This window comes from Rhizobium herbae (assembly GCF_019511375.1).
In the GTDB taxonomy this organism is placed as follows: Bacteria; Pseudomonadota; Alphaproteobacteria; order Rhizobiales; family Rhizobiaceae; genus Pararhizobium; species Pararhizobium herbae_A.
Window position 1 is genome coordinate 1144707 of the sequence record NZ_JAEUAO010000001.1, and the last position, 15041, is coordinate 1159747.

The 15041-nt window shown below is 60.5% G+C and carries 12 protein-coding genes; 3 read left to right on the forward strand and 9 right to left on the reverse strand.

Annotation, left to right across the window (positions count from 1 at the left end; all coding sequences use genetic code 11):
• Position 1: 1 nt before the first annotated feature.
• From sbmA to glpK, 7 genes are all read right to left on the reverse strand, one after another.
• Complete coding sequence (gene sbmA / locus JNB71_RS05565) at positions 2-1264, reverse strand: peptide antibiotic transporter SbmA (RefSeq protein ID WP_220371157.1); 1263 nt, start codon at positions 1262-1264, stop codon at positions 2-4.
• A 103-nt stretch (positions 1265-1367) separates the two neighbouring features.
• Positions 1368-2588 (reverse strand): MFS transporter, encoded by a 1221-nt coding sequence (locus tag JNB71_RS05570; protein WP_431028177.1) that lies wholly within the window; start codon positions 2586-2588, stop codon positions 1368-1370.
• A 63-nt stretch (positions 2589-2651) separates the two neighbouring features.
• The gene (map, locus tag JNB71_RS05575) at positions 2652-3401 is read right to left on the reverse strand and encodes a type I methionyl aminopeptidase (RefSeq protein ID WP_220370801.1); all 750 of its coding nucleotides are present in this window, start codon (positions 3399-3401) and stop codon (positions 2652-2654) included.
• Positions 3402-3479: 78 nt separating this feature from the next.
• Positions 3480-4535 carry an LLM class flavin-dependent oxidoreductase gene (locus tag JNB71_RS05580; protein ID WP_220370802.1) on the reverse strand — a complete coding sequence of 352 codons (1056 nt, stop codon included), beginning with the start codon at positions 4533-4535 and terminating at the stop codon, positions 3480-3482.
• 108 nt (positions 4536-4643) lie between these two features.
• Positions 4644-5066 (reverse strand): type II toxin-antitoxin system VapC family toxin, encoded by a 423-nt coding sequence (locus JNB71_RS05585; RefSeq protein WP_220371159.1) that lies wholly within the window; start codon positions 5064-5066, stop codon positions 4644-4646.
• A complete protein-coding gene (locus JNB71_RS05590) occupies positions 5063-5371 on the reverse strand; it encodes a type II toxin-antitoxin system Phd/YefM family antitoxin (protein WP_220370803.1) in 309 nt (102 codons plus the stop codon). Before JNB71_RS05590 ends, JNB71_RS05585 begins: the two co-directional genes overlap by 4 nt.
• Before the next feature lie 60 nt (positions 5372-5431).
• On the reverse strand, positions 5432-6925 hold the full coding sequence (gene glpK, locus JNB71_RS05595; RefSeq protein ID WP_220370804.1) for a glycerol kinase GlpK: 1494 nt from the start codon (positions 6923-6925) through the stop codon (positions 5432-5434).
• A gap of 224 nt (positions 6926-7149) precedes the next feature.
• Here glpK and xdhA point away from each other — a divergent pair, with 224 nt between their 5' ends.
• Both xdhA and xdhB read left to right on the forward strand, forming a co-directional pair.
• Positions 7150-8625, forward strand: coding sequence for a xanthine dehydrogenase small subunit (gene xdhA, locus JNB71_RS05600; RefSeq protein ID WP_220370805.1), 1476 nt, complete (start codon positions 7150-7152; stop codon positions 8623-8625).
• Between the two features lie 277 nt (positions 8626-8902).
• Positions 8903-11245 (forward strand): xanthine dehydrogenase molybdopterin binding subunit, encoded by a 2343-nt coding sequence (gene xdhB, locus JNB71_RS05605; RefSeq protein WP_220370806.1) that lies wholly within the window; start codon positions 8903-8905, stop codon positions 11243-11245.
• A gap of 135 nt (positions 11246-11380) precedes the next feature.
• Here xdhB and JNB71_RS05610 read toward each other — a convergent pair whose 3' ends face one another.
• Together JNB71_RS05610 and JNB71_RS05615 are read right to left on the reverse strand one after the other, a co-directional pair.
• On the reverse strand, positions 11381-13309 hold the full coding sequence (locus tag JNB71_RS05610; protein WP_220370807.1) for an alpha/beta hydrolase domain-containing protein: 1929 nt from the start codon (positions 13307-13309) through the stop codon (positions 11381-11383).
• A 492-nt stretch (positions 13310-13801) separates the two neighbouring features.
• On the reverse strand, positions 13802-14071 hold the full coding sequence (locus JNB71_RS05615; RefSeq protein WP_220370808.1) for a hypothetical protein: 270 nt from the start codon (positions 14069-14071) through the stop codon (positions 13802-13804).
• Here JNB71_RS05615 and JNB71_RS05620 point away from each other — a divergent pair.
• Positions 14070-14987 (forward strand): LysR substrate-binding domain-containing protein, encoded by a 918-nt coding sequence (locus tag JNB71_RS05620; RefSeq protein WP_220370809.1) that lies wholly within the window; start codon positions 14070-14072, stop codon positions 14985-14987. The two genes, JNB71_RS05615 and JNB71_RS05620, sit on opposite strands and share 2 nt — an antisense overlap.
• Positions 14988-15041: the final 54 nt, after the last annotated feature.

Genomic DNA, 15041 nt, shown 5'->3' on the forward strand with positions numbered 1-15041 from the left:
GTCAGGCCAGGCTTTCGTTCTCGCCGGCTTCGACAAATTCGCGGTCGATTGCAGGCAGAGGTTCCCCCTGCATCGCAGCCTCGAACGCCTGAAGACGTTTGTAGATCGAAATCAGCTCAATCACCGTCGGCCAGGAATTGACGAGGTACTGGAAAGAACTCGTAACCTGCGTAAAGGCGCCCTGAATCTGCTGCATGAGACCAAAGGTGATCGTCGCCCCAACGATCGACGGAACCATAAGGAACAAGGGGAAGATGTTGTCTGTCTGCAGATAAAAATATCGTGCGACATTGAAGTAGGTGTAGTGGAAATACAGCCTGAAATAGTTCTTGCGGACGTTGCTGAACAATTCCTGAATGGTCTGGGGCTGAGCACGGTCGGCATGGTCTTCACCATACACGAGTTCCTTTCGATACGCCGCCTCGACACGCTGATTGCGGAACTCCAGGCCAGGCAGCCTCACCCCAACGATCGCCAACATGACCGTACCGAAGATTGACCAGGCAATCGCCGCAATGACAAGCGGATACGGTATCGCCCCGACGATGGGCAACTCTTTTACACTACTCGACAGCGCGTGGAGCACCGGCAGAAACGCAATCAGCGTCATGACGGAGTCGATCAAGCGGACACCAAGCCCTTCGACCGTCGTCGCAAACCGCATCGTATCTTCCTGAATGCGCTGCGATGCGCCCTCGATATGGCGCACTTTGGGCCAGACCGAATAGTAGAAATCGTTCATGGCGGTACGCCAACGGAACAGATAGTGGCTGGTAAAGAAACTGATCAGGACTGCCGAGATAATGTAGACCGTGGCGAGTTGGAAGAAGATGAAGGCATAGCCATAGATTTCCGGTGCTTGAACAGTGTTTGGCGCCTTCAACGCCTCGACAATGCGATCATATGTGGGACGACGCCAATTGTTGAGCGCAACGCTGATATCGACCGAGAAATAGACCGTGAAAATGATGAAGGTAGATCCCCAGACCGACCATGATTTCCAAGGATGCTCAGCTGCGTAGAAATGCCAGAAGAGGCAGAAGAGCACCATGGAGGAGATGAAATAGATATAGAACCAGATGGAAGCCGTCGTGAAGAAATGCCCCAGGCCGATGGGGGGCTCCTGACCTGGCGCCAATTGCGGCAGACCGAACTGGCCCCCGATGTCGGCCCCGACCGTGTACCATATGGCAACCACAACGATCGTCCAAAGCAGTGCGGAGGGGAAAAATAGCTTTGGCTGCGGAAAGAAGGAATGGAACAAGGCTTGCACTCGCGTTTCTTGAGCGGGCGAACGCCCGCGCTTCGATGCGCCGAACCTAGGGCAAAAGCCCTCACCTGCCAATCACGTCAAGCTAATGTTACCGCTATTTAATCGCGGCTACGGTGCGACGCATCTCGACGCCGGTCAGCGCTGCACAGAAAAGCAGCACGCCTGCCGCGAGCAATGTCGGCGCGGTAAAACTGCCGCTGCGCTCGGCGAGCACGCCCGCGACCAGCGGCCCGACGATCTGGCCGACGCCGAAGGCGGCGGTCATGAAAGCGAGCGCCTTGCGCGGGCTTTGGGGTGCGAGCGCCCGGCCGATCTGCAGGCCATAGGCTGTGACCATGATGAACGTGAGCCCCAGCATCAGGCCACCGATCAGCGGGGCATAGGGTGACGGCAGGGAGACTGCCAGCACAAGGCCGACAGCTTCGACCAGCAGCCCTGCCAGATAGACCCCGACGATTCCCAGTCGCGGCACGGCACGGTACCAGGCATGGACCGATACGGCGGCGCTCAGGCCGGTGATCAGCCAGGCGAAGAATTCGACGGTGTGGTCGGTCGCGCCCTGGCGCGCCATGGCGACAAGGAACGTGGCGGTGATGACGTAGCCGAAGCCGAACAGGCCATAGGTGAGCGTGACGACCACAAGCGGCCGGGTCCAGACGAGCGGTTTCTCCTTCTCGCCATTCCTATGTCCTGCCGGTCCCTCGGGCAGCAGCGCGGCCACGATCAGCGTGCCGAGACAGGCGATGACGGCGCCGCCGAACCAGGCCACCTGCCAGGTTGCGAAATCACCGAAACCGCCGGCCGGCAGCAGGAACACCATCAGCGAGGAAACCGCTATACCCATGCCGACACCGCCGAAATGCACCGACTGGACATGCGGATTGGCGGCGGCAAGCCCCCTGCTGAGCACGATCGCAGACGTGAAGATCATCGTAAAGGCGCTGGCCAGACCGGCAAGAAAGCGGATGATGGAAAACCACAAGAGAGACGACGTCAGCCCCATGGCCAGCAGCAGCACCGCAGTCGCAACCAGCGCCGAAAGGGCAATTGCCCTCTCCCGTCCCGCCGCCCAGCCATAGCCTGCTGCAACTGCTCCCAGCAGATAGCCGATGAAATTGGCGGATGCAACGATCCCGGCGTCGGCGGGCGTCAGGCCGAGACCAGCCATCATGCCGGGCAGGATCGGCGTATAGGAAAAGCGCCCGAAACCCATGGCAACCGCCATGGCGATGGCACCCGCAAACGCAGTGGGAGCAAGGCTCCGGCTCAGAGGACGGTCCAGTGTCGTCATACCGTCGTTATTGCAACGCAGCATGGCGAAGACAAACGACAAAATTTGATGCAGTCGTTCAAGGACGTGAATAGTCGCCCTTGCGGATCAACCTGGAAGGGTGACGACCATCGGCCCGTTGCGCGTGACGACCACCGTATGTTCGTACTGAACGGTCGGCGCGCGCGGCTCGCTGTAGAGCGTCCACTCGTCGTCGCCGCCCTCGGCCCATTGGGCGCCCAGCGACAAAAAGGGCTCAATTGTGAAGACCATGCCGTCGGTCATCCGGCGTTTCTCGTGCTTGTCCGGCCATGTGGCGATTTCCGTCGGTTCCTCGTGCAAGGAGCGGCCGACACCGTGGCTCGCCAGATTGGTAACGAGCGTATAGCGGTTCTTCCTGGCGAAGCTGCCGATGGCATTGCCGATCGCCGCCAGCGGCTTGCCTGTCTTGACCTCATTCAGGCCGACCCACATGGCACGCTTGCCGTCGCGGCAAAGCCGCTCGATCTGCGGCTTGATTGGCGGAACTGCAAAGGAGGAACCGGTGTCGGCAAACAGCCCGTTCTTCTCGGCCGAGACGTCGATGTTGACGAGATCGCCGGCCTGGATGATGCGCGCTCCGGGAATTCCGTGCGCGATCTCTTCATTGACGCTGATGCAGGTCGCGCCGGGAAAATTATAGGTGAGTTCCGGCGCGGAACGTGCGCCGGCATCCTCGAGCACCTTGCGGCCGATCGCATCGAGTTCCGCCGTTGTAATGCCGGGCTCGAGAGCGGCGCCCATGATCTGCACCGCATTGGCGCAGATGCGGCCGATTTCCTTCAACCGCTGCAGGTCTTCGTCATTGTTGAGGGTCATTTTTTCTCGCTTTCGGCGGTCTATGTAACGCGCCGAAAGCGGCCAATCCAGACGCCAATTGCAGGAAAACCGGCGATATCAGGTTTCCACCTGCTGCGCATCTTCGGCCAAAGCCGCGCGCACCCGCGGCGCCACCTTCGTGCCGTAGAGTTCGATGCCGCGCATGATCTGGTCATGCGGCATCAGGCCGATCGCCATCTGCAGCAGGAACCGGTCGTTCCTGAAGATCCGCTGGTGCCGGACGATCTTTTCCGCGACGGTTTCAGGATCGCCGAGAAACAGATTGCCGTTTGGCCCGATCGCCTGGTTGAAATGCGACCGGCTGGTCGGCCCCCAGCCGCGCTCGCGGCCGATGCGGTTCATTACTTCGGCCTGCGGGCCATAGAACTGGTCAGCGGCGGTTTGCGTCGTGTCGGCGATGAAACCGTGCACATTGATGCTGGTCTTCAGCTTGGCGGCATCCTGCCCGGCGCGCCGGGCGGCTTCGCGATAGAGATCGAAGAGCGGCGCATAACGCGCCGGCTCGCCGCCGATGATGGCGAGCGCCACCGGCAGGCCGAGCGCACCGGCGCGGGCCACTGATTGCGGCGTGCCGCCAACGGCAATCCAGATGGGCAGCGGATCGTTGAGCGGACGCGGATAGACGCCACGGCCGTTGATCGGCGCACGCTTCTCGCCCGCCCAGGTCACCGTCTCGCCGGCGCGTATGGCAAGCAGCAGATCCAGTTTCTCGGCAAACAACTGGTCGTAATCTTCGAGATCGTAACCGAACAGCGGGAAGGACTCGATGAACGATCCGCGCCCGGCCATGATTTCGGCGCGACCGTTGGAGATCAGGTCGAGCGTTGCAAATTGCTGGAACACCCGCACCGGATCGTCCGAGCTCAGCACCGTGACGGCGCTTGTCAGCGTGATATTTTTCGTGCGGGAAGCGGCCGCGGCAAGGATCATCGCCGGCGCTGATGCCACATAATCCGGGCGATGATGCTCGCCGAGCCCGAAGACATCGAGCCCGACCTGATCGGCCAGTTCGATCTCCTCGATGAGATGGCGCACCCGCTCCTCGCCTTCCCTGCCGCGCCCGGTCGGCGCGTCGGGATGAACGTCTCCGAATGTGTAAAGGCCAAGCTCCATGGCGTCCTACCTGTCTTTTCCGTCCGGTTGGCGGGCGAAGCTGTTGATTGACTTACACATAGCGAGCGATGCAGGCGCGTCATAGCATCGGCACCGAAACAGTGTGTTTCATGTTTCCCATGGGTTGAGAAGACGCACGCCGGTACCATGGAAATCGCGAAGATTGCGGGTGACAACAGTGAAATTATGGACGAGCGCCGTCGCAGCAATAAACGCATCCCTGTCGGGGCGAGGATCCGGCACGTGAAGAGGCGCGGCAGCCTGCACGACACGCAGGTCGACCATCAAGATACGCTCACGGAATATTGGAAATACTGCCGATACCAACCATTCGCGATAAATCGACGCCTGAATCGGATCACGCCTTTGCTTACGCAGTACGCCAATATCGAGTTCCAGTATGGTAATGACCGAAATGTAAAATTGATCGGGCGGAATCAATTTTGCCCAGGCGGTCACGTTCGGATCAGCGCGGCCGGCAGCAGCTTTCCGGAATTCCGAAACAACATTTGTATCAAGAAGATACATCAGTCGTCGAACTCATCCGGCTTCAAGCTAATCGTTCGAAGAATGGGAAATTCGAAATCATCGTCGAGTTTTTCCAGCCCCGGCATAGCAAGAAGTTCAAGGATATTCTTTTTGGGCTTGTCAGTGAAAACCTGCGCCCGCTCGACATGAGCGCTAACCATTTCCGTCATCTTGCGATAATCCTCGATCGACAACAGCACATGCGCCGGCCGCCCCCGGTCGGTGATGAAAACCGGGCCGTTTTTCGCCGCCTTCTTGGCACGGCCGGTATCCTGATTGAATTCACGGCTCGAAAGAGTGGTTACCATCCGCGTCCTCCATCAAATTGTAGCAACGTTACTACATTTAATATCGGGCAGCAACGTTTCCTAGCCTTCGCTCAGCGTCCGGCGGACGGCGTCCTTCCAGCCCTTGATCTTCGACTTGCGCGTTGCCTCGTCCATCGTCGGCTCGAACCGGCAGTCGCGCGCCCAGGATTTGGCGAAATCCTTCTGGTTCGGCCAGATGCCGGCCCGGCTGCCGGCAAGCCAGGCAACGCCGAGCGCGGTGGTTTCGAGTATGGTCGGACGGTCTACCGGCGCGTCGAGCAGATCGGACAGGCGCTGCATGGTCCAGTCGGACACCACCATGCCGCCGTCGACGCGCAGCACGGTTTCCTTGCCGTCGCTCCTCCAGTCCTTGTGCATTGCGTCGAGCAAATCGCGCGTCTGGTAGCAGACGGCCTCGAGAGCTGCGCGGGCAAACTCCGCCGGGCCGGTGTTGCGCGTCATGCCGAAGATCGCGCCGCGTGCGTCCGGATCCCAATGCGGGGCGCCCAGACCGGTAAAGGCCGGCACGAGATAGACCTCCTGCGATGGATCGGCGTTTTCGGCAAGCGTCCCGGTATCCGGCGCCGCCTCGATCATCTTCAGCCCGTCGCGCAGCCACTGTACGGAAGCGCCGGCGACAAAGATCGACCCTTCCAGCGCATAAGTGGTTTCGCCGTCGAGACGATAGGCGATCGTCGTGAGAAGGCGGTTCTTCGAGCGGACGATGTCCTTTCCGGTGTTGAGAAGTGCGAAGCAGCCGGTGCCGTAGGTCGATTTCATCATGCCAGGCTGGAAGCAGGCCTGCCCGATGGTTGCGGCCTGCTGGTCACCGGCAACGCCGAGGATCGGGACTTCCGCCCCGAGGATCGACGCTTCGGTGACGCCGAAATCAGCGGCGCAATCAAGGACCTGCGGCAGCATTGCTTCGGGAACGCGCAGGATCTCCAACAGGTCGCGATCCCACTCGTTGGTGGCGATGTTGTACATAAGCGTACGAGAGGCATTGGTCGCGTCAGTGACGAAAGACTTGCCGCCCGTCAACCGCCAGATCAGGAATGTGTCGATCGTGCCGAAGCAGAGTTCGCCCTTGGATCCGCGGGTACGCGCGCCCTTCACATTGGCGAGCATCCAGGAGAGCTTGGTACCGGAGAAATAGGGATCGAGCAAAAGCCCGGTCTTCTTGGTGAAGGTCTTTTCCAGCCCCTGCCGCTTCAGCTTGTCGCAATAGGAGGCGGTGCGGCGGTCTTGCCAGACGATGGCATTGTGGATCGGCTTGCCACTCTCGCGCTCCCAGACGACGACCGTCTCGCGCTGATTGGTGATGCCTATCGCTGAAAGGTCGCTCGCCTTGATGCCGGCCGTGCGGATGGCTTCCTTGATCGTCGAGGTGACGGTATCCCAGATTTCTTCGGGATCATGCTCCACCCAGCCGGATTTCGGGAAATGCTGCTTGAATTCCTTCTGTCCGGAACCGATCACCTTCTGCGTCGCGTCAAAAACAATCGCGCGGCTCGAGGTCGTGCCCTGATCGATTGCGAGAACATATCCGCTCATTCTGCCCCTCCCAGCGTTTCTGAGCCTGCCGATCTCTCCTCAAGACGGCAAGCGTTTCAAAAAACTTCAATACGATACAAAAACGAATGTCAAACGAAAACAAAACGCAAATCGATGCCCTTTCGTCCTGCAGGGGAAGCAGGGATTGCAGCGGGAAAAACGCAATTGTCACGCTGCCTGTTTTAGGCATAGTTTCCAGAGTGGATACAAGAAGAAGAGACCGCATGACCAAGTCCGCCGGCAGCATCCGCTTTATTCTGAATGACCGGGACATCGCGCTGACGTTAGTGTCGCCAACCGGGACGCTGCTCGATTTCCTGCGCCTGGAGCAGCGACTGACGGGAACCAAGGAAGGTTGCGCCGAGGGCGATTGCGGTGCCTGCACCGTTCTTGTCGGCCGCCTTCGCGGCGACGATCTTATCTATGAAAGCGTCAACGCCTGCATCCGTTTCACCGGATCGCTCAATGCGACCCATGTCGTCACCGTCGAGCATCTGGCCGCAAAGGACGGAGCGCTGCACCCCGTGCAGCAGGCAATGGTCGATTATCACGGCTCGCAGTGCGGCTTCTGCACGCCTGGCATCGTCATGTCGCTCTACGGGCTGTGGCTGTCCAAGGACAATCCAAGCCGCGCCGAGATCGAAAAGACGCTGCAGGGCAATCTCTGTCGGTGCACCGGCTACGAGCCGATCGTCAGGGCGGCCGCGGCTGTCGGGGCTATAAGGCCCGATTCGGTGTTCGACCCGCTGATGAAGGCGCGCCGGGATATTACAACCCGCCTCAAGGCAATCCGCAGCAATGAAACCGTATTAATCGGCGATGAAGCGGCCAGGCTTATCGTTCCTGGCTCGGCCTCGGCCCTGGCCGACGTTCTCGACAGCTACCCGCAAGCGACCGTGGTCGCCGGCTCCACCGATGTCGGCCTATGGGTCACCAAGCAGATGCGCGCAATCAATCCGGTCATCTTCATAAACGGCATCGAGGAACTGCAGTCGATTGAGGAGACGCAAGAGGGCATTGTCATTGGCGCAGGCGCGACCTATTCGGCCGCTTTCGACCTGATCTCGGCGCGCTACCCCGCCTTCGGTCGCCTGCTTGACCGGCTCGGCGGCGAGCAGGTGCGCAATATGGGCACGATCGGCGGCAATGTCGCCAATGGCTCGCCGATCGGCGACAGCCCGCCGCCGCTGATCGCACTCGGTGCGACCGTGACGCTGCGGTCGAAAGGCGGACGTAGGACCGTTCCGCTTGAGGACTACTTCATCGAATATGGACGGCAGGATCGCAGGCCCGGAGAATTCGTCGAGAGCGTCTTCGTCCCCAGCCTGCCGGATGGCGAGCTGTTCTCTGTTTATAAAGTCTCAAAGCGTCGTGACGAGGATATCTCTGCCCTTTGCGGCGCGTTCCGTATCGGACTCGATGGCGGCAACCGGGTGCAGTTGGCGCGAATTGCCTTTGGCGGCATGGCCGGAACGCCCAAGCGGGCAACGCAAGTCGAAGCGGCGCTGATCGGGCAACCCTGGAACGAAGAGACGATCACGACGGCGCAGAAAGCCTTTGAACGGGATTATCAGCCACTGACCGACTGGCGCGCCACGGCAACCTATCGCATGCTCGCCGCGAAGAACCTGCTGATGCGGTTTCTCCTGGAAACGTCAGGTGAAAAGGCCGAGCTCGTTCGGTTCGAGGTGACAGCATGATGATCCTCCCCGCAGTCTCCTCCTGCCTCTCCAACGGGGTCACCCCCCTCTGTCACTTTGTGACATCTCCCCCTCAAGGGGGGAGATCGCTTGGCGCATCGCTCTCGAAAAGAAAGCAGCTTCGCAACAGATCGCAAACGCACCAACATAGCGCGCAACGGCCGTGCGGACTTCCCATCTCCCCCCTTGAGGGGGAGATGTCGGCAACACCGACAGAGGGGGGTATTCCGGCCGGCAGCCCGTGGGGCGTAATGCAACGAACCGGAGGTGTTCTCTGATGGACAAATCCACCTTCGAAGAGCGCAAGACGATCGCCGGCCCGATGCATTCGCCGCTGCGCCACGACAGTGCCCACAAGCATGTCTCCGGCACTGCAGATTATATCGATGACATGCCGGAACCCGCCGGAACGTTGCATGGCGCGCTTGGAATGACGGACCGCGCCCATGCCGAGATCGTCGCGATGGACCTTTCGGAGGTCGAGGCCACTGACGGCGTCGTCTGCGTGCTGACGGCCAAGGACATGCCGCATTCCAACGACATCAGTCCCAGCCATCTCGATGACGAGCCGGTGCTTGCCGATGGCCTGGTGCAGTTTCACGGCCAGCCGGCCTTTGCGGTGATCGCCGAGAGCCGCGACATTGCAAGACGTGCAGCACGCAAGGCGAAGATCACTTATCGCGACCTTCCGCACTTCACCGACATCACCGATGCGCTCGAAAACGGCGCGGAGCTCGTCACCAAGCCGCTCACACTGCAGCGAGGCGATGCCGAGGCGGAACTAGAGCTCTCTCCTCGCCGCCTCACCGGCCGCATGCGGATCGGCGGCCAGGAGCATTTTTACCTCGAAAGCCATGTCGCCTTGGCCATTCCCGGCGAGGACGACGAGATCACGGTCTGGTCTTCCACCCAGCACCCGAGCGAAGTGCAGCACATGGTCGGCCATGTTCTCGGCGTGCCGTCCAATGCCGTGACCGTACAGGTCCGGCGCATGGGTGGCGGCTTTGGCGGCAAGGAAACGCAGGGTAACCAGTTCGCGGTTCTTGCAGCCGTCGCGGCCAAGAAGCTCAATCGCGCCGTCAAATTCCGCCCCGACCGCGACGAGGACATGACGGCGACCGGCAAGCGGCACGATTTCTTGGTCGATTACGAGGTAGGCTTCGACGACGAGGGCCGCATTCATGCGGTGAAGGCGAACTACGCTGCGCGTTGCGGCTATTCCTCCGATCTCTCCGGCCCTGTCACCGACCGCGCTCTGTTCCACGCCGATAACTCATATTTCTACCCGCATGTGAAACTGACCTCGCAACCCCTGAAGACACACACTGTCTCCAACACCGCCTATCGCGGCTTCGGCGGACCGCAAGGCATGATCGGCGGCGAGCGCATCATCGAGGAGATCGCCTACGCGCTCGGCAAGGATCCGCTCGACATCCGCAAAGTGAATTTCTACGGCGAAAAAGGGTCGGGTCGCGACCTCACGCCGTATCACCAGCAGGTGCAGGACAACATCATTCACCGCATCGTCTCCGAGTTGGAGGCGAGCGCCGACTATCAGGCGCGCCGTAAGGCGATCATCGACTTCAACACGACCAGCCCGGTGATCCGCAAGGGCATCGCGCTGACGCCCGTCAAGTTCGGCATCTCCTTCACCATGACGGCCTTCAACCAGGCTGGCGCGCTGGTGCATGTCTACCAAGATGGTTCAATCCACCTGAACCATGGCGGCACGGAGATGGGCCAAGGCCTCTATACCAAGGTGGCGCAGGTTCTGGCCGACAGTTTTCAGGTCGATATCACCAACGTCAAGATCACCGCGACGACCACTGGCAAGGTGCCGAACACCTCGGCGACCGCCGCGTCGTCCGGCTCCGACCTCAACGGCATGGCGGCCTACGACGCAGCGCGGCAAATCAAGGAACGGCTCACCGATTTCGCCGCCGAACGCTGGCAGACGGAGCGAGAGAACATCAGCTTCGTGCCGAACCACGTCAAGATCGGCGAAGAACTGGTGCCGTTCCCTGACTTCATCAGGCAAGCCTATTTCGCCCGCATCCAGCTGTCTGCCACCGGCTTCTACAAGACGCCGAAAATCCATTGGGACCGCAACACCGGCCGCGGCACGCCTTTCTACTACTTCGCCTATGGAGCCGCCGTCTCGGAAGTTTCGATCGACACGCTGACCGGTGAATATATGGTCGACCGCGTCGACGTGCTGCACGATGTCGGCAAATCGCTCAATCCCGCCATCGATATCGGTCAGGTGGAGGGCGGCTTCGTGCAGGGCATGGGATGGCTGACTACGGAAGAACTCTGGTGGGACGACAAGGGTCGCCTGCGCACCCATGCGCCGTCGACCTACAAGATCCCGCTCGCCTCCGACCGGCCGAAGATCTTTAACGTCAAGCTCGCGGAATGGGCCGAAAATGCCGAGATGACCATCGGTCGTTCGAAGGCCGTCGGCGAACCGCCCTTCATGCTGCCGATCTCGGTATTGGAGGCGCTCTCCATGGCGGTCGCCAGCGTGGCGGACTACCGCGAATGCCCGCGCCTCGACACGCCGGCGACGCCGGAACGGGTGCTGATGGCGGTGGAGCGCCTGCGCAAGGCCAAAGCTTGAAGAGCAACTGAAATGAACTATGCCGCCGACAGGCTTGAGCGAGTTCGACGGCGGGTGCCAGCCATCGGCTGGTCGCCATCCCGGAAGCGATCGTCAAAGATATCGCGCCGGGCTCAGCGCCAATGACCGCTCACGTCACTGCAGCAACGTGCTGTCCTCGCGAGCCCGATCGAGAACGTAGCCGATGTCGTCGGGAAGCATGAGGCCATCGGCGACGAGCGCTTCCGAGCCAGACTTGACTGCGGCAACGTAGGCGTCGGCATCGGGATAGCGCTCGCTGAGGGCTTTGCGGCTGTCGGTTTCACTTGGCTTCCCCGGAAACGGAATGAAAGTGCCCGTCAGACTGCAAAGCTCGCCCTCTCCGAAGCCCTCCTTACGGAGGTTCCAGCCGGCATAAGTTCCGAGCGGCGCCCTCACAAAGGGCAGACTCACACCGCCGAGCGGATTGCCGTCATCATTTTGAGCGGGAAGGTAGACAGGATAGGCTTTTCCGCGCACGGGCGGCTGCGAGGCGTAGTCCATCACCCTGAGTTCGTTGAAAACCGGGCGCGCGATCTCGCCACCGATCCTCGGCAGCTTCAGGTCTTCGAGGCGCACGAGCGTTCCGTCGGTCAGGCTGGGATAGCGGCTGGCAGGTGGCGCCTTGTTCGCGGAGACCCAGTTCGCCAACGCCGCATACAATGCCCGCATCACCGGTGCCGCGCTCAGCGGATTCGTCGGATAGGCGCACGCTGCCTCGTGTTTGGACTGTGCCGACCAACCATTGAAGTGCGGCGCGCCGGCGATGAAATAAAGCCGCACATTATCAGGCATCTCCAGCGGCTTGCCATCCGGCGCTGTCGTCAAGAGCGAGGCGCGGGCCTGCCAGAATTCCGTCGAAGTGTCGGTGTGCATGATTTTAGGGCAGGTGTTTGTGGCAGAGCAGGCAGTCAGGATGCTTCCGCTCTTGCCGCTCAACGGATCGGTCGTCTCGGCATAAGTGAACGGGAACTGATCGCCCGGATAGTCGTGATCCTCGTGTTGGCGCGAATATCGGCCCGGCTGGGCGAAGCGGAAGTTGGTGAACGTCTTGCGCGAGCCGGCGATATGCGGGATGGCCCCGTCGAAGACCCTGTTGCCGTTTTCGTCGGCGTTGAAGCCCTGATAGATGAGGTCACGAAGAAAACGCCCCGATTGCGAGATCCCCATCCCGATCGTGTATTTCACGCCGTCGAGCGGACTTTGCGCAGCATGGCCGTCGTTGCCGCGCAGGAAGGAGATCAAGTCGCTCGTGGCGACGAAAGCCAGGCCAGCGGGGACCGCGTCCTTTGCCGGATAGATGAATTCGTAGATTGCGCCGGCGTCCATGCCGGCGGGCCGGGTGATTTCGATCTCGGTCGGGCTTAGATATTTGAAGCTCAGACCCTCCATCTGTTGCGGCTTGTCGGCCTCCCTGGCACGCGCCGTCAGGGTCGCCCTGGACGCATCGAGGTCCGCTGCCGGGTAGGTCAGCACCGCCGTGCTGACGCTGCCGGGTTCGTCAAAGATGAACTGCTCCCGCGATTGGCCCGACACACCGGTGAGAACAGGAAGGTCGAGGTTGAGAAAATCGTCGGCGAGATCCGTTTGCCATCCGCTCCAGACGACTGTATCGCCTCGGTCCATGAGAAACCCGTCGCCGGCATCGGCCGCGGTAGACGGAACCCCGGTCGATGCGCCGCGATTGAGAAGCGTGAAGCTGAGATTTCTGCCGCGGTTCGGCACCTCGTAGAAGAGGAAAGGCGAGCGCTGCATCGTATTCGCCGGCCGTAAGATTGAGACCTCGGTGCTGAAGACGACCTCACCCGACGCGTTCACTGGCGCCTTGTCTATGTCGACGATATTCGCAACGCGCGGCGACCTAGGATCAACGGCAAAGGTTGCGACCGCATCGATCCGTTCATAGACACCGGCATTGCCGAAGACCTTTCCTTCAAAAGCAGGTCCCGACGCCCTGATCTCAAAGCCGGTCACGCGAGCCAGAGCGCCGCTGGACAGCAGAGCTGCCGACAAGATGGCCGACACGAAGGTCAAGCGTTTAAACATGTGATCTCCTCCTGCTTGATCACCTTTTGGAAAACATTCGACGCATTTTCTCGCGCACGATCCTTCGCGCCGAAGATCGCGGATCTTCGGCCGTACCTGGTCGATCATGGCTGGAAGCGCCCGGAGCGGGCGCCGCCCGTAACCTTGCTAGCCGGCCGCCGCTTGTGAAGCTGCGTCGTTTTCGCTCGCGCAGGCGCTTGCGTGTTCACTCGATACACCTTTCAAAAGTGGATAACTTCTGTCGAGTGGAGGAATCTGCTCACCTGCCCCTGAGTTGTGCATGGAGGCTTAATACACCTAATTTGACCAGGTCCGCAATGGGTCGCACTCTGATGCCCGCAAGGTGCTTATCGAACGACTGTTGTGTGGCGAGACCGGCCATATCCCGTGAGCGTTGTCATGGCGAAAACCGGGAAACCGCAGCCACGTGTTCTAGTGTTCGCGCGCCGCCCCACCGCATCGAACACACCGCCGAGCCAGTCTTCGGCAGGCCTAATCATGACGCGGCGCGCGCCCGTCCATGAAACCCATGTCTCGTTTCATGTGATCCGACATCACTTCGAGATCAAGTTTCGGGTAGCCGGGCCGAAGAACGCGCAGCATCTTCGCCAGCACAGAACGCCATCCACCGACCCGGGTTCGTGGCATTGGTCGATATTTTTCAACGACTTGGCAATCCATGATCGCACCCTGGGTTTCTGTGAATGTGATTGCAGCATGCGTGCAAACGTGCTCAACTTCCAATCGAACAACCGTCTGCATGCATCAAGAGAACTTATCCATGAAAATGTCGAAACAGATGCCGCTGAACGCGCTTCGAGTGTTCGAGGCCGTTGCTCGATTGAACAGTTTCACGAAGGCAGGCGAGGAACTCGGCATGACCCAGACGGCGGTGAGCTACCAGATCAAATTGCTCGAGGAGAATATCGGTGAGCCGCTTTTCCTGCGCCGTCCGCGCCAGATCACCTTGACGGATACGGGCGGTCGGCTGGCGCCGAAGGTCTCGCAGGGCTTTACCATCCTTGCCGATGCGCTCGCCTCCGCGCGCGACGACCTGAACCAGATGCTGCATATCGATTCAACGGCGACATTCGCGCAGCAATGGCTGACGCGCTATCTCGGCGCTTTCCAGCTCAAGCATCCCAATATCGCCGTGCGGCTGACCACATCACCGATCATCATCGATTTTCTCCGCGACCAGGCGGATGTCGCCATCCGCTGGGGCAAGGGTGACTGGCCGGGCCTCAGTGCGCATCGCATCATGCGACTGGATTTCACCCCGATGCTCAGCCCGAAGCTGGCGCAATCGATCGGCGGCATCCACGAGCCCGCCGATTTGCTGAAACTTTCGATCATCAGCGCCACCGATCCGTGGTGGAAACAATGGTTTGCCGCAGCCGGTGTGGAAAACCCCGGTCTCGAACGGTACCTCGCCAACGAACTGGGAACGCAGTCCTTCGACGCGGGCATGGCCATCGCCGGCCAGGGCGTCGCGATCCTCAATCCCCAGCATTTTCAGGACGAGGTGGAAACAGGCCGTCTCTACCAGCCATTTGAGCTCACCTGCAATGACGGTCGCGACTACTGGCTGGTCTATCCGGAGAACCGCCGCCACGTCTCCAAAATCCGCGCCTTCAGAAACTGGATCTTGAGCGAGTTTCCGCGAGTCGACGGTTGAAGGGAACCACGGGATTCACTGGAATGGCCCTTCCCTCGGCCACGAATTTTCGCA